This window comes from Rhizobium sp. N324, assembly GCF_001664485.1.
GTDB lineage: Bacteria > Pseudomonadota > Alphaproteobacteria > Rhizobiales > Rhizobiaceae > Rhizobium.
This window is the reverse complement of sequence record NZ_CP013630.1, coordinates 3,924,790-3,943,586: the sequence shown is the minus strand read 5'-3', so window position 1 is coordinate 3,943,586 and position 18,797 is coordinate 3,924,790. Positions and strand designations below refer to the sequence as shown.

Genomic DNA, 18,797 nt, shown 5'->3' with positions numbered 1-18,797 from the left:
TTGGGTCGTCGGGCGCGGTCGGGCGCAGTGATCGCATGCGTCTGCGTCACGTTCAAGCGCCGCAGTCGGACAGAGGCTGAGCCGAACCCTCGACGGGCGGTTTGTGAAAGGAAATATAATCGATTAGCATTGCGTTGACTTTCGCTTGACGGCGGCGCAAGAAGACACGGATACGAATAACCGTGGAGCTATTTGGGAGCCGTGTTGATCCAAGCCGCGCCAAGTTTCCTCACGCGGTCCGGACCGCTGGTCCGTCTCGCTCTGTTCGCTCTTGCAGCTGTCATGCCGTTTTTTATTGCAGATGCCGCACGCGCCGATTTTCGCGTCTGCAACGGAACGCAAAATCTCGTCGGCGTCGCGATCGGCTATCGGGCCAAGGATGGCTGGATGACGGAAGGCTGGTGGCAGGTGCCGGCAACGACCTGCGCCACGTTGATCGAGGGAGAATTGCAATCGCGTTATTATTACCTCTACGCAGAGGACGCCGCCCGGGGAGGACGTTGGACGGGTGACGTGCAGATGTGCGTGGCGGAAAACGAGTTCAAGATCACGGGTGTGCAGGATTGTTATGCCCGCGGTTACCAGAAGATGGGATTCAAGGAATACGATACGGGCCGCCAGGGCAGCTGGATGGTCCAACTCTCCGACACCCCAGGGACGCAAGAAAGCCAGAATTGATGAAGCGTAATCGCAAAATTAAAATCCTCGCCACCCTCGGGCCCGCCTCCGCTGAGGAATCGATGATCGAGAAGCTGCACCAGGCCGGTGCCGATGTCTTCCGCATCAATATGAGCCATGCAAACCATGACATGATGCGTACGCTGATCCAGCGCATTCGCTCGGTCGAAGCCCGCTCCGGCCGGCCGATCGGCATTCTCGCCGATCTGCAGGGACCGAAACTGCGTGTCGGCAAATTCGTCGACAGCAAGGTCGACCTGAAGCCCGGCCAGACCTTCACGCTCGACAACAACGAAGCGCTCGGCGATCAGAACCGCGTCTATCTGCCGCATCCCGAAATTCTGGAATCGGTGCAGCCTGGCCACCGCCTGCTGATCGACGACGGCAAGCTGGCGCTGCGCGCCGAAAAATGCGACGGCAAGAGCATCGTCACCACCGTTATTTCGGGCACGCGCATCTCCGACCGCAAGGGCGTCAGCCTTCCCGACACGCTGCTCGGCGTCGGCGCTCTGACGGATAAGGACCGCGCCGATCTCGACGCCGTGCTTGCCACCGACGATGTCGACTGGGTGGCGCTGTCCTTCGTCCAGCGTCCCGACGACCTTGCAGAAGTGCGCAAGATCGCCCGTGGCCGCGTCGGCCTGATGTCGAAGATCGAAAAGCCGCAGGCCCTTGAACGTATCGAGGAAATCATCGAGCTTTCCGACGCATTGATGGTCGCCCGCGGCGATCTCGGCGTCGAAATGCCGCTTGAATCCGTTCCCGGCATCCAGAAGCAGCTGATCCGCGCCTGCCGCCGTTCGGGCAAGCCGGTGGTCGTCGCCACGCAGATGCTGGAATCGATGATCTCCGCCCCGGTGCCGACGCGCGCCGAAGTGTCCGACGTCGCGACCGCCGTCTTCGAAGGCGCCGATGCCGTCATGCTCTCGGCCGAATCGGCCTCGGGCGACTATCCGGTCGAAGCCGTCTCGACCATGGCGTCGATTGCCACCGCCATCGAGCGCGAGCCGCATTATCCCGGCATCATCTATGCCCAGCGGGCCCAGCCGGAAGCGACCGGCGCCGATGCGATCTCGCTCGCCGCGCGCCAGATCGCCGAAACGCTGAAGCTGTCGGCGATCGTCTGTTACACCTCGTCGGGCACGACAGGCCTTCGCGCCTCGCGTGAGCGTCCGCAGGTGCCGATCCTGGCGCTGTCGCCGATCATCAAGACGGCACGCCGCCTTGCCGTCGTCTGGGGCCTGCATTGCGTCGTCACCCATGACGCGACCGATCTCGACGACATGGTCAACCGCGCCTGCCGCATCGTCGCGGACGAGGGCTTCGGCAAACCGGGCGATCGCATCATCATCTCGGCCGGTGTGCCGCTCGGCACGCCCGGCGCCACCAACATGATCCGCATCGCCTATATCGGTTCCGACGGCCAGAGCGGCATCTGATCCGATCGCATCCGTTCGAAGCCCGCCGTCTCCCGCTTGCGGAGGTGGCGGGCTTTTTCGTCGACGGGGCGGCATTGCCAAGGGCTGCGGCGCATGCAAGTTTCGCTCCCTGGATTGGGAGGGATCACTATGGATATAGTCACGCTTCTGGCTTTCGCAGCCGTTTCCTTCGTCGGCATCGCCACACCGGGGCCGACGGTGCTGCTGGCGCTGACCAACGGTTCGCGGCATGGCCTGCGGCGGGCAGCTGCCGGCATGATCGGCGCGGTGCTTTCCGATTTCGTGCTGATCGGCGCCGTCGCGATCGGGCTCGGCGCCTTGCTGGCGGCATCGGAATTCTGGTTCTCGATGCTGAAATGGGCGGGCGCTGCCTATCTCGCCTTTCTCGGCATCATGCTGCTGCGCTCGAAGGGCACGATCGATGCAGTGCTGAAGTCCGGCGCGCCTGCGGGGGCGGTGTCGCCCGTTTCGATCGCACTGAAGAGCTTCATGGTCGCGGCGACCAATCCGAAGGGCTATTTGTTCTTCTCGGCCTTCCTGCCGCAGTTCATCGACCCCGCCCTGCCGCAGGCGACCCAATATGCGCTGCTGGCGCTCACCTTTGCCGCCCTCGATTTCCTCATCATGTTCGGCTACGCCTTCTTCGGCTCGCAGGCGTTACGCTTCCTGAAAACCTCAGGCGCCCTCTGGCTGGAGCGTGCCTGCGGCGGTGCGCTGCTGGCGCTGGCCGGTTCGCTCGCCCTCCATCGCCGGGCAACCGTTTAAGTTCAGGTTCGAGCCAGGGATAGGTGACCGAGGCGATAGGCCTGCATGTGCGCGCCGCACTCGGGGATCGCTCGCCATAGGCTGAAGCGTACCCGCGTCCATGTCGTCGGTTCGAAACCGCAGATGGAGGCAAGGGCGCCGCCTGTCGCAACATCAGCTTCAGTCTCAGCGCTTTCGGCGCGGCGGATCTCGGCAAGCGGCGCGTACGGCTCGATTTGCAGGATCTCGCGGGTGGCGAACCTGGCTGCAGCGATATCGGGCGAGATTTCCGCCTGCCAAATGATCCAGGTTTTTACCTGGGGCCAGCCGAAAGCGCCGGTGAGCGCCGCAAATCCCGGGCCGCAGAGGAAGTCGCTCGCTCCTTCCGGCCTTTGCCAGAGGTAGAAGGGCGCATAAAGATTGTCCCGGCTGCCGAATTCGCCCTTACGGGCGCTGAGATAGGCCTTGAAGCCGAGATTGGGAAAGCCGTCGAGCAGCGGACCTTTGTCGCGGATGCGCCGGTCGACGATCGACATGTCGTAATCGGCGGGCAAGGTGAAGCTGTACTGCATGGCGATCATGACCGTGCCTCCACCGGCTGCAGCCATTCGACGATGCTGCCGTTATCCGTCGCCTGGATGCTGAGATAGCTGAAGGGGCTGTCATCGGCAGCCCCGTGCCAATGGCGCTCGCCGGGCGCAAACCAGACGGCATCACCGGCGCGCAGTTCCTCGACCGGACCATCCTTGCACTGCGCCAGCCCATGCCCTGAAAGCACATAGAGTAACTGGCCTCGAGGGTGCGTATGCCAGCGGGTGATGGTGCCGGGATCGAGTGTGGCGCGCATCGCGGTGTTTTCGCCGTCGGCGCTGCCTTCAAGCAGCATCTCGACCCAGAAAGGCGCGGTTGCGACACCGTCGGGCGAGTGGATCGCCTTGCCGGGGCGCCTGACGGCCATCGTCTTCGGGTTCGAAGCGCTCATCTTTGGCCTCCGGCCGCCTGCGACCGCCAATCGGCGTTGGTCATCTGGGCAATGCCGTCGCCGAAGGACCAGTCTTCCGGGGCGCTTGTGCTGATGACGATCATCACGTCCTCGGGCCGCAGGCCCGGCGATTGGCTGAGCAGATCGGCGAGCCGCCGATAGAGGGCCGCCTTCATCTCGGCAGTGCGGGGCCTGCCGATGGTGATCGAGATATAGACGAAATCGGCGGAGCGCGGGCCGGCGAGATAGCCGCGGTCGAAGATCAGCTCGTTCTCGTCATGCTGATGAATCGCCTGGAAACGATCGTTTTCCGGCACGTCGAAGGTCTCGACCAGGGCGCGCTGGATGGTGTCGGCGAGTGCGGCGAGATAGTCCGGCGACTTGCCTTTGCGAAGGGAAATGCGAACGAAGGGCATCGGGATCTCCATGGTTCAGGCCGTCGTCGGCCTTGACAGCAGCACCATCGCACGGCACGGTGATGCTGAAAATCAGAATATTATGAACAAGTGATCCTGAAAATCGGGACTATCGATGCGACGGACGATCTTCGATCTCGATGTGCTGCGCACCTTTTCGACCGGCATGGAGCTCGGCAATTTCGCCAAGGCGGCCGAAAAGCTCGGACGCTCCACCTCGGCGGTCAGCGCGCAGCTGAAGAAGCTGGAGGAGCAGGCGGGCACGCCGATCTTCCGCAAAGCGGGACGCGGGCTGGCGCTCACCGATGCCGGCGAGACGATGCTGGGTTATGCCAGGCGGCTGCTGGAGTTGAACGACGAGGCGGCGGCGGCCGTGCATAGCATCGAGCTGGAAGGCTGGGTGCGGCTCGGCCTGCAGGAGGATTTCGGCGAGACCCTGCTGCCGGAGGTGCTCGGCCGCTTCGCGCGGGCGCATCCAAAAGTGCGGATCGAGGCGCGGGTGGTGCGCAATGCCGAACTGCTCGAGCGCGTCACCGCAGGCAAGCTCGATCTGGCGCTTGCCTGGAGCGACGGCGCGCTGACGGCGCATTGCGAGCGGATCGGCGAGGTGCCGATGCGCTGGATCGGACCTGCCGAGGGATCGCGTGGCTGGCATGTGGCAAGTGGCGAACCGATGCCGCTCGCCTCGCTGGAGGCGCCGTGTCTGATGCGCAGCGCGGCGACCCGGGCACTTGACGAGGCCGGCATTTCCTGGCGACTCGCCTTCGTCAGCCCAAGCCTCGGCGGTCTCTGGGCAGCGGCGGCGGCCGGTCTCGGCATCACCATCCGCACACCGATCGGCCTGCCGGCAAAGGTCCGGCCGCTGGCGCCGGAGACGATCGGCCTGCCTGATTTGCCAAAGCTCGGTCTGGTCCTGCATCGCGCCGAACCCGAACCGCAGCCGGCTGCGGCCCGGCTTGCCGAGCTCGTGCTGCAGTCGGTGCATGGCGCGCTCAGCGAGACGGCCTGACATCTTCGCATTGACCCTGCGGTCGCGGGGCTATAGCTTTGGCTTGTTATGAAGATGATCACTCTCAATATCGCCACGGCCTTCTTCTTGAGCCTTTAAAGCTCTGCCTTCGGGCATCGGAAGATGCGGTCGATTACCAGCCTTCGCGGCTGGCGCGTTGCCGTTAGTGTAACCACCCTGCATCTGGCCAAGGAAAGAGCCTGCAGGTTTGGCGATAGAGAGATATTTCATGACATCAATGTTTACCCGCCGGCGCTGAGCGCTGCGCAGATCGAGCAATTCATCGAGGATGGCCTTATCCGGATCGACGAAGCTTTTCCCCGCGAATTGGCGGAGGAAGCTCGTGCCATCATGTGGCGCGATAATACCCTTCGATGCGGATGAGCCAAGAACGTGGACGCAGCCCGTCGTGCGGCTTGCCGGCTATGGAGGAGGACCGTTCGAGAAAGCCGTCAACACACCGGTACTGCATTCGGCGTTCGACCAGCTTGCCGGCAAAGGGCGCTGGGAGCCACGCACCGGGCTTGGCAGTTCCCGGTGCGATTTCCCTATCCAGACGATCCCGGCGATGCCGGCTGGCATGTCGATCTGAGCTTTCCCGGTGTGGCATCCGATCCGAACGAGCAACGCGACTTTTCCGCCTGGCGGGTGAACGTCACCTCGCGCGGGCGGGCGCTGCTGATGCTTTTCCTGTTTTCGGATGTCAGAGAGGAGGATGCGCCGACCCGCATCCGCATCGGCTCGCACAAGGATATCGCCCGCCTTTTGGCACCGGCGGGCGAGGCGGGTATGGCGCATCTGAGGCCGGAGCATGTCGGCGAAGACCGGCCGTTGGCCTTGGCGACAGGGCAGGCGGGCACGGTCTATCTGTGCCATCCGTTCCTTATCCATGCAGCGCAAAAGCATCGCGGCAAAAAACCGCGCTTCATGGCGCAGCCCGGCCTGGCACCTTCCGAACCTCTTCGGCTTGAACGGGAGGACGGCGCCTATTCGCCGGTCGAGATGGCAATCCGCCGGGCGCTTCACTCCATCTGACGGCTGAATGCGGCATCCGGCTTGTGAGAGCCGGATGCCCTACGACCTGCATTTATCATCGGACGTTGCCGGCGGCCGGTTGCCTGACGATGTCCTCAGCCGAAGCGTTCGAGTGCCATGGCGAAGATGTCGGAATCGACGTTGCCGCCCGATGTGACGGCGACGATCGTGTCGCTTTCCAGCGCTTCGCCATGGAAGAGGGCGGCGGCGAGTGCTACGGCGCCGCCGGGCTCGACGACGATCTTCAGCCTGACGAAAGCGAGCGCCATGGCGCGCAGCGCCTCCTCGTCGGTGACGACGATGCCGGCGCCGGCGAGGCGCTTGAGGATCGGGAAGGTGATATTGCCGGGCTGTGGCGTCAGGATCGCATCGCAGAGCGAGCCTGATATCGACGCATTGCGTTCGATCCGGCCGGAGGCGAGCGAGCGGGCGGTGTCGTCGAAATCCTTCGGTTCGCAGGGGCGGACGCGAAAGCCGGGAGCGCTGGCTTCGAGCGCGAGCGCGATGCCGGAGGTCAATCCGCCGCCGCCGCAGGGCACGAGGACTTCGGCTGATTTCACGCCTTCCTCTTCCGCCTGCTCGGAAATTTCGAGGCCGGTCGTGCCCTGGCCGGCGATGACAAGCGGTTCGTCGAAAGGCTTGATCAGCGTCAGGCTGCGCTCGGCCGAGAGCTTGGCGCCGATCGCGTCGCGATCCTCGGCAACACGGTCGTAGAGCACCACTTCGGCGCCGAAGGCGCGGGTGTTGGCGATCTTCAGCTTCGGTGCGTCGCTGGGCATGATGATGACGCAGGGTACATCGTGCAGCTTGGCGGCAAGCGCGACGCCCTGGGCATGGTTGCCGGAGGAAAAGGCGATGACACCCCTCGAGCGTACCGCCGGATCGAGACCGGAGACGGCCGACCAGCCGCCGCGAAACTTGAACGAGCCGGAATGCTGCAGGCATTCGGCCTTTACGAAAAGGCGCCTGCCGGCGATCTGGTTCAGGAAGGGAGAGGAGAGAAGCGGCGTGCGCCTCGCGTGACCGCGCAGACGGGCGCGGGCGGCGACAATCATTTCAATGCTGACCATTCGGGAATCGTCCTGCTTGCGGGGTTCGCTCATGCTTAGGGTGCGGCAAGCCAATTGTGAACGGCGACTTTGTCACCGTGACACGAATGGCCCATCGCGTTTGTCGGCTGCTGCCGACCGTCAGTAGCCGTTCGCAGAGCCTTCTGTGGCCCGGCTGTCCATGGCGCCATTATACCGCGCACCGCCGCCCTTTTCGATGGCGGCGAGACTTTTGCCGCCGACGAGGATGCCGGCGGCCTGGCCCCAAAGCGGCGCATCATTGCCACCGTCGAAGCTGTAACCCATGGCGGCGAGGGTCTTTTCTGTGTCGGGCGAAATCGCATAGGGTTCGAGATAGACCTTGTCGGGCTGCCATTGATGGTGGATGCGCGGCGCGTTCACCGCCTGGCTGATATCCATGCCGAAATCGACGACGTTGAGGATCGCCTCCAGCGTGATGGTGATAATGCGCGAGCCGCCGGGACTGCCGATCACCATGAAGGGCTTGCCGTCCTTGGTGACGATCGTCGGGCTCATCGAGGAGAGCGGCGTCTTCTTCGGTGCGATGGCATTGGCTTCGCCCTGCACGAGGCCATAGAGGTTCGGCACGCCGGGTTTGGAGGTGAAGTCGTCCATCTCGTTGTTGAGCAGCACGCCGGTGCCAGGGGCCACGACGGCGGCGCCGAAGGAGCCGTTCAGCGTGTAGGTGACGGCAACCGCATTACCCTCGTCGTCGATGATCGAATAATGCGTCGTCTCGGTGCTTTCCTTGCCGCCGAGCGGTTTCAGGTTGGCCGAAATGCCGGCCTTGTAGGGATCGATCTTGGCGGCGATCTCCTTGGCATAGGCCTTGTCGGTGAGCTTTGCGACCGGGTTCTCGACGAAATCGGGATCGCCGAGCGCAGCGTTGCGATCGACATAGGCGTAGCGCATGGCCTCGACCATGACATGCACAGTATCGGCTGACCCGTAACCCAGGTAGGAAAGCGGATAAGCTTCGAGAACGTTGAGGATCTCGCAGATGATGACGCCGCCGGAGGAGGGCGGGGGCGAGGAGATGATGTCGTAACCGCGATAATTGCACTCGACCGGCTTCAACTCGCGCACGGCATATTCCTCGAAATCTTGCCTGGCGAGGATGCCGCCTTTGGCCTGGCTTGCCTTGACGATCTCCTCGGCGGGCGCCGCCTTGTAGAAAGCGTCCGGACCTTTTTCGGATATGGCTGCCAGGACCGCGGCAAGGTCGGGCTGCTGGAGCGTTTCGCCCGATGCATAAGGTTTGCCATCGGCTTTCAGGAAGATCTTCGCCGCCGCCTCGTCTTTGGCGAGGCGCTTGGCGCTGCCGGCGAAACTTGCGGCATCGCCCTGTTCCAGGGTGTAGCCTTCCCTGGCGAAGCGGAGCGCCGGCGCGATCAGATCCTGGCGCTGCTTTGTCCCGTATTTCTCGCGTGCGGTTTCGAAGCCCATGACCGAGCCAGGAACGCCGACGGCAAGATAACCGTCCAGGCTGGCGCGCGGCACGATATCGCCCTTGGCATCGAGATACATGGTTTTCGTGGCGGCAAGCGGCGCGCGTTCGCGGAAATCGAGAAAGGTCTTGGTGCCGTCCTTCAGCCGAATGGTCATGAAGCCGCCGCCGCCGAGATTGCCGGCCGAGGGATAGACGACCGCCAGCGCATAACCGACGGCAACGGCCGCGTCGACAGCATTGCCGCCGCTCTTCAGCACCTCGACGCCGACATCGGTCGCCAGATGCTGGGCGGTGACGACCATGCCGTGCTCTGCCTCGACAGGGGCCGGCGAGGCGGCGAAGGCCGAGGTCAGGCTCAGCGACAGTGTCGCAATGACGGAGATCGTCCCGATATGCAGGCGGCCCATGAATTCCCCTCCTATGGACAATGATGGAGAGATATGGGGCTGCGGCAGCTAGCGGCAATGCAAGCGATTGGTTTTATGTGACGAGTTCCGAAGCCGACGAAGTCATGCGCCGTGCAGGGCGCCTGGCCTCAACGACGGCGTCGTCGCGACCGTCCGATCGGGGGATGCGGCGGCGAGCCGCTCCTCGGCGCGGCGGGCGATCGCCTGCAGGTCGCGCGGCTTGCCGGCGATCTTCTCGATGGCGGCAATGGCGACATCGGTTGCAAGATAATCCGGCTTGTGGCCGACGCCGCGAACGGTGATGAGTTCGGAGCCTGCTATATCGCGGGCCAGGCCGCGCGAATGCAGGTGCTCCCAGACGATCGCGTCGCTGTCGCCTGTGATGATGACGGTCGGTGCGGTGATCTGCGCATAGAGCGGCGACTGTTGCTTCACATAGGCAAGCAGTCTTTTTAAATCGGCGGCGTTGTTGTGGAAAGCGTCGGGTCGCAGCACCAGCGACGGACCGGTCTTTTCGATGTAGTCGGCCGGGCGCGGATTGGGGCGGAAGACGTTCAGCGTGCCGCGCTCCAGCCGGCTCAGCCCAAGCGGCACGACGATCGCGTGGTTGAAGAGCCAGCCGAGAACCGGCACGGTGGCCACGTGATAATACCAGTCGATGCCGCCCGGCCAGGGATGGGTAGCGGGCGCCAGGAAGAGCAGACCGGCGGTCTTGTCGGGATGGCGCAGGCCGAAGGCGGCGGTGATCGCGCCGCCGAAGGAATGGCCGACGATGATAGCTTTTTCGATGCCGCGCTTTTCCATCAGCCTGGCGACCGCATCGGCCTGACCGGAGGGCGCGGCGTTGTCAGGGCCGCCGCGTTCGGAATAACCGTGACCGGGACGATCGACGAACAGCATTTCCGCCCGGCCTTCGAGTGCGGCGCGGAAGGCGACGACCTGGTCGAGCAGATTGCCGCTGGCGCCGTGAATGAAGACGAGGGCCGGCAGATCGGCATTTTCGGGAGGCTCGATATGGACGGCATTCATGCGGTAACCGCCGACATCCGTCAGTTCGCCGATATTCGGATAGGTACGCTCGAATTGCCGCGCCTTGTAGGAGGAGTAACCAATGGCGGCGGCGAGCGGGGCGAGAAGAGCGGAAACTTCTGCAAGCATGATCTTAACGGGCGATAGTTGTGGCTATTTTGCGGAGAGCGGACGCCTTGCGTCGTTTCCCGTCTCCGGTTCTAGATTGCGCGGCTTGACCGGCGATCAAGATCACGCCCCGAGGATCAAGTGCGGTTGCCGGCGAGTTTTTCCGCAAGCGTGTTGGCCTGTTCCTGCGCGGTACGTTCGGCGGGATAGATATCAAGAAAACGCTCCCAGGCCTTCAAGGTCAGCTGGTCGTTGCCGGAATTGCTGAGGATCGCCGCCAGGCCGGAGAGCGCGCCGAAATGGCGCGGCTCGAGATCGAGCACGCGTTCGATATCGGACATCGACTTGCGATAATTGCCCATGACGAAATTCAGCGTCGCGCGACGGTTCCAGCTTTCGGCATAATCGGGTTTCAGCGCAATCGCCTCGTCGAGGAAGTCGAGGGCGGCGGGATTGCGCTTTTCCTCGATCGCCTTGTCGGCCCACTGCATCAGCAGGTTGATGGTGGCGCTGCCGGAATCGTTCCATTCCATGCGGATCTCATTGGCGATGCCGCTGGCTTTGTCGGGATCGCGCTCGCGTTTCAGCTGGCTGAAGAGCTGGTCGAGGTGCTGTTTCGGGGAGGAATTGACATCCGCCTGCTCGACGATAACGTCCTTTTCCGCCGCAGTGGCCGGAAAGGTGGCGGTGAAGAGGATGAGCGGCAGCGCCGCTGACGTCAAAGCAAAAAAGCGCATGGCGGACATATTAGCCCGCCAACGCCGAAGATCAAACAAATTTGACGTGATCACCGCAGTGACCCACCGGATATCTGCCGACGCAAGCCGCGCGGGCGAAGCGATCCGGACGCGCGCGAAATCAGCCCTGACGAGCCTTGTAGCGCGGGTTCAGCTTGTTGATGATGTAAATGCGGCCCTTGCGGCGAACCAGACGGTTGTCACGGTGGCGAGCCTTGAGCGACTTGAGCGAATTCTTGATCTTCATTTTTCTGATCCGCGATCTCTGTGGGGGAATTCACATTCGCCCGTATCTTTTAACAATCAAAAGCGCGCCGTCGGGCGCGCTGTTTAGGTGGGGGAGCAGATACCCCGTCACCTTTTCCGTGTCAACCGCATGACGGTGTTTTTCCCAAGGCGCAAAGGTGTTTTCTCAGGCCGAAACCGGTGATTTCGGCGTCAAGGTGGTGACATGGCCCATCTTGCGGCCGGGACGCCATTCGGTCTTGCCGTAGAGATGGACCATCGTATCGGAGCGCTTCAGCCAGCCGGGAACGGCCAGGATATCGTCGCCGATCAGGTTCTGCAGGACGCAGTCGGAATGGCGATCGGCATTGCCGAGCGGCAGGCCGGCGACGGCACGGATATGTTGCTCGAACTGGCTGACCACGCAGGCGGCCTCGGTCCAGTGGCCGGAATTGTGGACGCGCGGCGCCATCTCATTGGCAATCAGGCTGCCATCGGCAAGCACAAAGAATTCGATGCCGATAACGCCGACATAATTCAATGCTGTGAGGATCTTTTCGGCCGATCGGCGCGCGGCGTCCGCCGTCGCAGGCGAGATCGCAGCCGGAACCGTCGAGGTGTGGAGGATGCCGTTGCGATGGACATTTTCGGCGGGATCGAAGCAGACGACCGTACCGTCGGTGGCGCGGGCGGCGATGATCGAGATCTCACGCTCGAAAGCGACGAAACTTTCGAGGATCAGCGGCACGGCGCCGAGCGCGGCATAGGCGCAATCAACGCTGTCGGCCACCGAGCGGAAAACCTTCTGGCCTTTGCCGTCATAACCGAGACGGCGGGTCTTCAGCACACCCTGGCCGCCGAAATCCTCAAGCGCGGCTTCGAGATCGGTCTGGCTGTCGACCGCGTGGAAGCGGGCGGTCGTTATGCCGCAGCCATTGAGAAAACGCTTTTCGACGAGGCGGTCCTGAGCGGCTTCCAGCGCCTTTGGCGGCGGATAGACCGATACGCTTGCGGAGAGCATCTCGGCGGCTGCGACCGGCACGTTTTCGAATTCGTAGGTGACGACATCGCAGAGATCCGCAAGTTCGGCCAGTGCCGCCGGATCGTCATAGGCGGCGATAATCTGCCGGTTGGCGAGCTGGGCGGCCGGGCAGTCCGCCTGCGGCTCGAGAATGACCGTGCGAAAATTCAGCCTGGCGGCGGCAATGGCCAGCATGCGGCCGAGCTGGCCGCCGCCGATGATGCCGATCGTTCTTGCCGTCATAGGTCGTCCATCGGGTATTCGGCGACGGCGGCACTCTGGCGCTCGCGCCATTCGTCGAGCCGGTCGGCGATTTCTTCGTCGGAAAGGGCAAGCACGGCGGCGGCGAGCAGGGCGGCATTGACCGCACCGGCCTTGCCGATGGCAAGTGTTCCCACCGGAATGCCCGCCGGCATCTGCACGATGGAAAGAAGGCTGTCCTGGCCTGACATGGTTTTGGATTGGACCGGTACGCCGAAAACCGGCAGCGGCGTCATCGATGCGGCCATTCCCGGCAGGTGGGCGGCGCCGCCGGCACCAGCGATGATGACTTTGAAGCCCTCCGCCCGCGCGCCCTTGGCAAAATTGACCAGCCGGTCGGGTGTGCGATGCGCCGAAATGATGCGCGCGTCATAAGGGATCTCAAGCGCCTCCAGCGTGTCGGCGGCGTTCTTCATGGTCTCCCAGTCGGACTGGCTGCCCATGATGATGGCGACGGACGGTCTGTCTGTCATCATTGTTATCCCCTCAGGCGATGATGTCAGGGATGATCTGATCTTCCAGCTTCGAAAGCCTGTCCTTGATGACGAGCTTCTTCTTCTTCATGCGCTGGATCCGCAGAGCGTCGCATCCGATCTGGATCATGGCGTTGATCGCGGCGTCGAAATCCTCGTGCTCCTGGCGCAGCCGCGCAACTGTGAGCCTGATTTCCGCCTGTTCCTGATCGGCCATATGCATTCCCCGTTGTCGTCCTCGGACCTTGTCCGATCTGCCGATGATTTCCGCAAGCTCCTATCACCAAATACGGGTAACGGCTAGTTAGTCTTGATCATGAAATTGCCATCCAGTCTTCATCTTTTGGCCTTCGACAAGCCTTCAAAAATATGTCACAGTCCGCCGCGTTGACACCTTGATCCCCGACGATGTTGGCCGGGGAGGGTAAGAGGAAGGAAGGGTCAAATGACAGTTCAAGCTCATCTTGAATCACTCCAGAAAAAGCATGTCGCTCTCGAAGAGGAGCTGCACGCGCTCAGAACAGCTCCCTCTATCTCCGATACGGAAATTGCCGAATGCAAGCGCCGCAAGCTGCGCATCAAGGACGAGATTATGCGTCTCAAGTCATCCGTCCACTGATCTTCCCAAGGGTCGCCGGTCGATCATCTTGCGAAAGAAAAGGTAAATCCATCCATTCCGCCTGAAATCAGCAAGACCCGGTGATTTTACACCAGAATTGCGCCAGCCCGATGCCAGCGGCATCGCGGCTGGGCTTTTACGAGCTGCGGCGCATACCATTTCTATAAGTCGCATCGCGTACTTTGCGCGTCTGAAAAGACGAGCGGCGCTGTGTGCTTATGTCGTTGACCTGCCGTCCCTTTCGGTCAACGCTTGATCATCGAAGACAGGGCAAATGCCGTCAGCGTGTCACGCACCCCTTGCATCGCCGAAACCTCTTGCCAGATTTCGCGGATGCGGTCTGCCGCGCTTGCCTCAACCCGCACGACCAGGTCGAACTCACCGCTCATGACGTCGCAGGAGACGACCTCCGGTATCCCTTTGAGCGTCTGGATGACGTCGCCGCCGCGCATACGGTCGTGACGATACACGAAGATCATTGCTGTGATGGCTGCCCGCGGCTTTCCGTCGCCTACGACAATCGTATAGCCCTGAATCAGGCCGTCGCGTTCCAATCGCTCGATGCGTTGGCGAACGGCGTTGCGCGACAGGTGGACTTTTTCGGCCAGTTCGGCGTGGGGAATCCGGCCGTTGCGGGTTAGCTCGGTTAGAATGCGCTCGTCGGATCGGTCGAGGATGCGCTTCATGGCCGGATATCCTGAATGCAGTCCTTGGCGGAGAGGAAGACCCGCTGTGTGGCGGCTTCGAGATCGGCAAGTCTGTCGTTCTGCGCAAACATGGTGGCGGCCGCTGCCATGACGAAAGCCGGCACGGCCCGCCACTCCGCTTCGCTGAGGGACCTGATGTCGTCGTAGCCAGCGAGCAATGCGCTGACGAGCGTCCTCTCGAGAGTGCCGTCTGCTGCCACAGCCCAATGCACTATGACCTCCGCGAGTTCGGCGATCAGAACATCATCATGGCGCAAGCGGAAATTGATGACGCCGCTCACCATCTCGTCGAGGAAGAAGACGTTGTCGCGATTGAGCGCACCGTGCACAGGACCTTTCGGCAGCCCGAGCGAGGCTCGTGTTGTTGAACGCCTCAGTGTCTCGTGGATTCGTGCGACACAGCTCCCAAGCGCATGGCATTTGCCCGGAGTGACTTCGCTCAGTCGAGAGCCTGGCACAAAACCGACAACGGCGACAAGCTTGTCCGACACGGTAATCGTCGCCGCACCGGCGTCGGTGCGAAAGGTTGCCGGACAGGGAATGCCGGCGCCAGACAGCGTTTCCATCGTTCGGAAGGCCCCCTCGAGGTCGAAGGGGTCGGCCTCGCTTTCGAATAAGGTGACAATGAACTCACCGCGCGCGGAGCGGAAAAGGTAAGTGGTTTCGGCGTCACCATCGGCAATGCCGATCACCGATGTAAGACTTCCCAGACGATAGGCCGTCGCGATCCTCCCGCAGTCTGCCTCCGACAGATCTGTGAAAACAGCCATTTTTGCTTTCCTTCAGTGTTGCACCGACCCGTCGGCCCCGATGTTCTTCATGCCGAAGATCGTCTCGATCTGGGCTGGCGGCAGACCACTGTCGCGCTCGACCGCCTCTCGCAGCGGAATTCCTTCGGCAAGGGCGGTGCGGGCAAGCGCGGCCGCCCGAGCATATCCAACGAAGGGATTGAGGGCTGCGGCAAGAATTAGAGCGCCGTCATGAAGCGCCCGGCAACGCTGTGAATCCGCCTCGATGCCGTCGATGCACCGTGTGCGAAGCGCATCCATTCCTTTCACCAACAGCCGCATGGATTGTAGGATGTTGAGCACGATGACCGGCTCCATGGCGTTCAGCTGGAGTTGCCCGGCGCTGGCAGCGAGTGTGACCGTCAGGTCGTTGCCAATGACCTGGAAGCCGATCTGGTTCACCAATTCGGGGATCACCGGGTTGACCTTGCCCGGCATGATCGACGAGCCCGCCTGCATGGCCGGAAGACGAATCTCGCCAAAGCCGGCGCGCGGACCACTCGACAGGAGACGGAGACCGTTGCAGATCTTGGAGAGTTTCACCGCCAGGCGCTTGAGCATGCTCGATACCGAAACAAAGGCGCCGGTATCGGACGTGGCCTCGACGAGATTTCGCGCCGGGCGAACGGCGATGCCGGAGATCGTGGATAGGTGTGCACAGGCCGCCGCCGAGAAGCCCACAGGTGCGTTTACGCCGGTGCCGATTGCCGTCCCGCCGAGATTGACCTCTCGCATCAACTCGGCTGCGGCGAGAAATTGCGTGATGTCTTCTTCCAGCGTCTCGGCAAAGGCTTCGAACTCCTGACCAAGGAACATTGGTACGGCGTCCTGAAGCTGCGTTCTCCCGACCTTAACAATATCGCCGAAGGCTTCCCCTTTGCGCCGGAAGGCGACCACCAGAGCAGATAGCGCCGAACAGAGTTTCTCCCCTTCCCGCAACACAGTCAGCCGGATTGCTGTGGGATAGACGTCGTTGGTCGATTGGCAAAGGTTTACGTGATCGTTTGGATTGACTGCGTCGTAGCTGCCAGCCGGCCGGCCGATCTCCTGAAGCGCCAGATTGGCGATGACCTCGTTGACGTTCATGTTGGTCGAGGTGCCCGCCCCACCTTGCATCATATCGATCGGAAAGTGCGGCGTTAGGATTTCACCGGCGATCAGCCTGTCGCAAGCCCGATCAATCGCGGACGCGATCGCGGGGTCGAGCAACCGCAGCTCCAGATTGGTGGCGGCCGCAGCTTTCTTGACCATCGCGAAAGATTGAAGAAACCCGGGAAAATCCTGCAGTTTAATGCCGGAAATATCGAAATTATCGACTGCCCGAAGCGTATGAATGCCAATCAGAGCGTTGGCCGGTAATTCCCGACTTCCCAAAAGATCTGTCTCGATGCGCGTTATCGACATGGCCCCCGCTCCTTCCTTCTCTCCGCTCAGTTGGAAATAGCCTGATGAAGATCGCCGATCAGATCGTCGGTCGCTTCCAGCCCGACCGACAGGCGGAACACGCCGTCGCCGGCAAAACGGCGGTAATCCTCGAGCTGCTCGCCGGTCAGCTGGTAAGTGGATTTCATCATTTCCTGCGTGTCGAGCAAGACGACGATCGAGCGCTGATGACCGAGCGAGAAGGTATAATGGGCGACTTTGAGGCGTTCGGCGAGTTGTCGCGCCATCTGGCCGGGATTCTTCACCCGGAAGGTCACGATGCCTCCGAACATATCCATCTGGCGCTTCGCCAGATCATGCTGGGGATGGGAAGCAAGTCCGGGATAAGTCACCGTCTCCACAGCGGAATGGCCCTGAAGGAAGACCGCGATCTTCGCGGCCGACTCCGAGATCATGCGCATGCGGGGAAACAGTGTATCGATGCCGCGCATGATCAGCCAGGCGTTCATGGCCGGCATCGACGCACCGAGATAGACGCCGGCGCGCGAGCGGATTTTCTCAACCAGTTCCTTCCGCCCGCAGACAACTCCACCCAATGCGTCGCCATGGCCGTTGATGAATTTCGTGAGCGAATGGATGACGAGATCCACGCCAAGCAAGAGCGGCTGCGTGGCCACGGGGGTGGCAAGCGTCGAATCGACCGACATCAAAACCCCGTGTTTTCGCGCAAGCTCGGCAATGGCAGCAAGGTCGGTCAGACGCAGGATCGGATTGCACGGACTTTCGCAATGGACGAGCCGCGTGTTGGGCCGGAAGGCGGCCGCCACGTCTTCAGGGCGGGACATATTGACCGGCGTCACCTCAATACCGTAGTCCGGCAATATGCGCCGGGCGAGCTCATTGGCGCCGGCATAGCAAACATCGCTCAGGATCAGATGATCGCCCTTCTTGAGGAAGGTGAAGAACGTGGCTCCGATCGCCGCGACGCCCGTCGCCGTGGCCATCGCATCGTCGGCCCCTTCGAGCGCGGCTAATCGCTGTTCCAGCTGGCGCACGGTGGGGTTGGTCCAGCGCGCATAGAGAAAGGGCAGCGCCGTCAGGTCGTCGACGCCGTCGGCGGAAAATGGGCCGTCGCCAGGTATAAACACATTGTTGACGGACATGGAAATGTTCGGGGCGATCGCCTTCGTCGCCGGGTCGATGACGAGCCCGCCGTTTAGCGCCAGGGTTTCTCGACTGGGCCCCGCGTTTGCGGCAGGCGCCGCCTTCCGCTGGTCGATGCCGCGCGCGGGCAGATCTGAGAGTTTTGTTGCGGTCATCACATTCTCCTGCAATTTCACTCCCTGGAATTTGAGGGAGGTGGTCGTTTTTCAGCCGTGCAATCTCGCGAGCGCTGCTTGACGCGGCGCGGAGAAGCAGTGTGCGCGGCAGTTGAGCCGATCAGGCCGGAAGGCCGGCGTGGCGCATGGCCCGGTCGATTTCTTTGAACATTGGATTCTCCGGTAAATTTCAAACGAGAGCGTCAGCGCCTCGCCGGCAGCTGTCTTTCGACAATGCGAAAGGCGCGCGTGATGACGATGGTGAGGCAGACATAGAAGATGGTGACGACAATCAGAGGCTCGTAGACGAGCAGCGTGTCCTGCCTGATCTTGTAGGCGACGGCATAAAGATCCATTACTGTGACAGTGAAGGCGAGCGGCGTTGCCTTCAGTTGCAGCACCACCTCGCCGGTGATCGTCGGCAGGGCGATGCGGGTCGCCCGCGGCAACCATATGCGTCGCAGAAGCGTCCAGCGGGTCATGCCAAAGGCGCGACCGGCTTCCAGTTCGCCTTTCGGCACCGCAAGCAGCGCGCCGCGTAATACTTCGGCCTCGTAGGCCGCGTAGTTGAGCGTGAAGCTGACCGCAGCGAAGAAGAAGCCCTCGCGCACGATCGGCCAAACGAAGCTTGCGCGCAGACCCGGGATCATCGGCAGCAAGGATCCGACACCGTAGTAGAGCAACCACAATTGGATGAGCAGGGGTGTGCCGCGCAGGCAGGTGCAGTAACTTTTGGCGCACCATCGCAGCCAATAGGGTCCGCCGATCTGCGCGAGCGCAAGACCAATCGCCAGGACGAACCCGAGAGCGACCGAGATGACAAGCAGCAAGATGGTCTGTGTCGCGCCCGCAACGAGAAGCGGCCAATAGCTGGAAACCCATGAGAAATCCACTGTC

21 protein-coding genes and 1 pseudogene are annotated in these 18,797 nt (G+C 62.2%); 6 read left to right on the top strand and 16 right to left on the bottom strand.

Annotated features, from left to right (window positions below; all coding sequences use genetic code 11):
• Positions 1-192: 192 nt before the first annotated feature.
• The 3 genes from AMK05_RS19095 to AMK05_RS19085 all read left to right on the top strand — a co-directional run bounded on the left by AMK05_RS19095 (position 193) and on the right by AMK05_RS19085 (position 2,882).
• Positions 193-678: a DUF1036 domain-containing protein gene (locus tag AMK05_RS19095; protein ID WP_088937611.1), complete on the top strand. Its 486-nt coding sequence runs from the start codon at positions 193-195 to the stop codon at positions 676-678.
• Positions 678-2,117 (top strand): pyruvate kinase, encoded by a 1,440-nt coding sequence (gene pyk, locus AMK05_RS19090; protein WP_064840679.1) that lies wholly within the window; start codon positions 678-680, stop codon positions 2,115-2,117. Before AMK05_RS19095 ends, pyk begins: the two co-directional genes overlap by 1 nt.
• Positions 2,118-2,246: 129 nt before the next feature.
• Positions 2,247-2,882: a LysE family translocator gene (locus AMK05_RS19085; RefSeq protein WP_064840678.1), complete on the top strand. Its 636-nt coding sequence runs from the start codon at positions 2,247-2,249 to the stop codon at positions 2,880-2,882.
• A 2-nt stretch (positions 2,883-2,884) separates the two neighbouring features.
• Here AMK05_RS19085 and AMK05_RS19080 read toward each other — a convergent pair whose 3' ends face one another.
• The 3 genes from AMK05_RS19080 to AMK05_RS19070 are packed head-to-tail and all read right to left on the bottom strand — an operon-like array spanning position 2,885 to position 4,259.
• Complete coding sequence (locus tag AMK05_RS19080; RefSeq protein WP_064840677.1) at positions 2,885-3,442, bottom strand: DUF4865 family protein; 558 nt, start codon at positions 3,440-3,442, stop codon at positions 2,885-2,887.
• Positions 3,439-3,843, bottom strand: coding sequence for a cupin domain-containing protein (locus tag AMK05_RS19075; RefSeq protein WP_064840676.1), 405 nt, complete (start codon positions 3,841-3,843; stop codon positions 3,439-3,441). The genes AMK05_RS19080 and AMK05_RS19075 overlap by 4 nt, the downstream gene beginning before the upstream one ends.
• Positions 3,840-4,259, bottom strand: coding sequence for a tautomerase family protein (locus tag AMK05_RS19070; protein ID WP_064840675.1), 420 nt, complete (start codon positions 4,257-4,259; stop codon positions 3,840-3,842). Before AMK05_RS19070 ends, AMK05_RS19075 begins: the two co-directional genes overlap by 4 nt.
• A gap of 115 nt (positions 4,260-4,374) precedes the next feature.
• Between AMK05_RS19070 and AMK05_RS19065 the strand changes: the two genes are divergently transcribed.
• Together AMK05_RS19065 and AMK05_RS19060 are read left to right on the top strand one after the other, a co-directional pair.
• Positions 4,375-5,268 carry a LysR substrate-binding domain-containing protein gene (locus AMK05_RS19065; RefSeq protein WP_064840674.1) on the top strand — a complete coding sequence of 298 codons (894 nt, stop codon included), beginning with the start codon at positions 4,375-4,377 and terminating at the stop codon, positions 5,266-5,268.
• 234 nt (positions 5,269-5,502) lie between these two features.
• A pseudogene (locus AMK05_RS19060) lies at positions 5,503-6,303 on the top strand (phytanoyl-CoA dioxygenase family protein).
• Positions 6,304-6,398: 95 nt separating this feature from the next.
• Here AMK05_RS19060 and AMK05_RS19055 read toward each other — a convergent pair.
• The 8 genes from AMK05_RS19055 to AMK05_RS19020 all read right to left on the bottom strand — a co-directional run bounded on the left by AMK05_RS19055 (position 6,399) and on the right by AMK05_RS19020 (position 13,301).
• Positions 6,399-7,373, bottom strand: coding sequence for a threonine ammonia-lyase (locus tag AMK05_RS19055; protein WP_064840673.1), 975 nt, complete (start codon positions 7,371-7,373; stop codon positions 6,399-6,401).
• A gap of 120 nt (positions 7,374-7,493) precedes the next feature.
• Positions 7,494-9,230, bottom strand: a complete 1,737-nt coding sequence (gene ggt / locus AMK05_RS19050) for a gamma-glutamyltransferase (RefSeq protein ID WP_064840672.1) — start codon at positions 9,228-9,230, stop codon at positions 7,494-7,496.
• 102 nt (positions 9,231-9,332) lie between these two features.
• A complete protein-coding gene (locus AMK05_RS19045) occupies positions 9,333-10,388 on the bottom strand; it encodes an alpha/beta hydrolase (protein ID WP_064840671.1) in 1,056 nt (351 codons plus the stop codon).
• 116 nt (positions 10,389-10,504) lie between these two features.
• A complete protein-coding gene (locus tag AMK05_RS19040) occupies positions 10,505-11,113 on the bottom strand; it encodes a hypothetical protein (RefSeq protein WP_064840670.1) in 609 nt (202 codons plus the stop codon).
• A gap of 112 nt (positions 11,114-11,225) precedes the next feature.
• Positions 11,226-11,351, bottom strand: a complete 126-nt coding sequence (gene ykgO / locus AMK05_RS19035) for a type B 50S ribosomal protein L36 (protein WP_003582204.1) — start codon at positions 11,349-11,351, stop codon at positions 11,226-11,228.
• A gap of 165 nt (positions 11,352-11,516) precedes the next feature.
• Complete coding sequence (locus AMK05_RS19030) at positions 11,517-12,593, bottom strand: 5-(carboxyamino)imidazole ribonucleotide synthase (RefSeq protein ID WP_064840669.1); 1,077 nt, start codon at positions 12,591-12,593, stop codon at positions 11,517-11,519.
• A complete protein-coding gene (gene purE / locus AMK05_RS19025) occupies positions 12,590-13,084 on the bottom strand; it encodes a 5-(carboxyamino)imidazole ribonucleotide mutase (RefSeq protein ID WP_037078966.1) in 495 nt (164 codons plus the stop codon). The genes AMK05_RS19030 and purE overlap by 4 nt, the downstream gene beginning before the upstream one ends.
• A 13-nt stretch (positions 13,085-13,097) precedes the next feature.
• Complete coding sequence (locus AMK05_RS19020) at positions 13,098-13,301, bottom strand: YdcH family protein (protein ID WP_003566445.1); 204 nt, start codon at positions 13,299-13,301, stop codon at positions 13,098-13,100.
• Between the two features lie 228 nt (positions 13,302-13,529).
• Here AMK05_RS19020 and AMK05_RS19015 point away from each other — a divergent pair, with 228 nt between their 5' ends.
• On the top strand, positions 13,530-13,703 hold the full coding sequence (locus tag AMK05_RS19015; protein ID WP_003566443.1) for a YdcH family protein: 174 nt from the start codon (positions 13,530-13,532) through the stop codon (positions 13,701-13,703).
• Positions 13,704-13,948: 245 nt separating this feature from the next.
• Here the strand turns inward: AMK05_RS19015 and AMK05_RS19010 are convergent, their stop codons facing one another.
• The 5 genes from AMK05_RS19010 to AMK05_RS18990 all read right to left on the bottom strand — a co-directional run bounded on the left by AMK05_RS19010 (position 13,949) and on the right by AMK05_RS18990 (position 18,793).
• Positions 13,949-14,389 (bottom strand): Lrp/AsnC family transcriptional regulator, encoded by a 441-nt coding sequence (locus AMK05_RS19010; protein WP_064840668.1) that lies wholly within the window; start codon positions 14,387-14,389, stop codon positions 13,949-13,951.
• Positions 14,386-15,180: a phosphotransferase gene (locus AMK05_RS19005; protein WP_064840667.1), complete on the bottom strand. Its 795-nt coding sequence runs from the start codon at positions 15,178-15,180 to the stop codon at positions 14,386-14,388. Before AMK05_RS19005 ends, AMK05_RS19010 begins: the two co-directional genes overlap by 4 nt.
• Before the next feature lie 12 nt (positions 15,181-15,192).
• Positions 15,193-16,602, bottom strand: coding sequence for an aspartate ammonia-lyase (locus AMK05_RS19000; protein WP_064840666.1), 1,410 nt, complete (start codon positions 16,600-16,602; stop codon positions 15,193-15,195).
• Between the two features lie 26 nt (positions 16,603-16,628).
• The gene (locus tag AMK05_RS18995; RefSeq protein ID WP_064840665.1) at positions 16,629-17,900 is read right to left on the bottom strand and encodes a trans-sulfuration enzyme family protein; all 1,272 of its coding nucleotides are present in this window, start codon (positions 17,898-17,900) and stop codon (positions 16,629-16,631) included.
• 203 nt (positions 17,901-18,103) lie between these two features.
• On the bottom strand, positions 18,104-18,793 hold the full coding sequence (locus AMK05_RS18990; RefSeq protein ID WP_064840664.1) for an ABC transporter permease: 690 nt from the start codon (positions 18,791-18,793) through the stop codon (positions 18,104-18,106).
• Positions 18,794-18,797: the final 4 nt, after the last annotated feature.

Bases quoted from the DNA above. Each gene is read 5' to 3' on its own strand.
- AMK05_RS19075 (WP_064840676.1), bottom strand. From the start codon at position 3,843: ATGAGCGCTTCGAACCCGAAGACGATGGCCGTCAGGCGCCCCGGCAAG.
- pyk (WP_064840679.1), top strand. From the start codon at position 678: ATGAAGCGTAATCGCAAAATTAAAATCCTCGCCACCCTCGGGCCCGCC.
- AMK05_RS19005 (WP_064840667.1), bottom strand. From the start codon at position 15,180: ATGGCTGTTTTCACAGATCTGTCGGAGGCAGACTGCGGGAGGATCGCG.
- ggt (WP_064840672.1), bottom strand. From the start codon at position 9,230: ATGGGCCGCCTGCATATCGGGACGATCTCCGTCATTGCGACACTGTCG.
- AMK05_RS19065 (WP_064840674.1), top strand. From the start codon at position 4,375: ATGCGACGGACGATCTTCGATCTCGATGTGCTGCGCACCTTTTCGACC.
- AMK05_RS19085 (WP_064840678.1), top strand. From the start codon at position 2,247: ATGGATATAGTCACGCTTCTGGCTTTCGCAGCCGTTTCCTTCGTCGGC.
- AMK05_RS19010 (WP_064840668.1), bottom strand. From the start codon at position 14,389: ATGAAGCGCATCCTCGACCGATCCGACGAGCGCATTCTAACCGAGCTA.
- AMK05_RS18995 (WP_064840665.1), bottom strand. From the start codon at position 17,900: ATGACCGCAACAAAACTCTCAGATCTGCCCGCGCGCGGCATCGACCAG.
- AMK05_RS19000 (WP_064840666.1), bottom strand. From the start codon at position 16,602: ATGTCGATAACGCGCATCGAGACAGATCTTTTGGGAAGTCGGGAATTA.
- ykgO (WP_003582204.1), bottom strand. From the start codon at position 11,351: ATGAAGATCAAGAATTCGCTCAAGTCGCTCAAGGCTCGCCACCGTGAC.
- AMK05_RS19070 (WP_064840675.1), bottom strand. From the start codon at position 4,259: ATGCCCTTCGTTCGCATTTCCCTTCGCAAAGGCAAGTCGCCGGACTAT.
- AMK05_RS19020 (WP_003566445.1), bottom strand. From the start codon at position 13,301: ATGGCCGATCAGGAACAGGCGGAAATCAGGCTCACAGTTGCGCGGCTG.
- AMK05_RS19015 (WP_003566443.1), top strand. From the start codon at position 13,530: ATGACAGTTCAAGCTCATCTTGAATCACTCCAGAAAAAGCATGTCGCT.
- purE (WP_037078966.1), bottom strand. From the start codon at position 13,084: ATGACAGACAGACCGTCCGTCGCCATCATCATGGGCAGCCAGTCCGAC.
- AMK05_RS19080 (WP_064840677.1), bottom strand. From the start codon at position 3,442: ATGATCGCCATGCAGTACAGCTTCACCTTGCCCGCCGATTACGACATG.
- AMK05_RS19045 (WP_064840671.1), bottom strand. From the start codon at position 10,388: ATGCTTGCAGAAGTTTCCGCTCTTCTCGCCCCGCTCGCCGCCGCCATT.
- AMK05_RS19030 (WP_064840669.1), bottom strand. From the start codon at position 12,593: ATGACGGCAAGAACGATCGGCATCATCGGCGGCGGCCAGCTCGGCCGC.
- AMK05_RS19040 (WP_064840670.1), bottom strand. From the start codon at position 11,113: ATGTCCGCCATGCGCTTTTTTGCTTTGACGTCAGCGGCGCTGCCGCTC.
- AMK05_RS19055 (WP_064840673.1), bottom strand. From the start codon at position 7,373: ATGGTCAGCATTGAAATGATTGTCGCCGCCCGCGCCCGTCTGCGCGGT.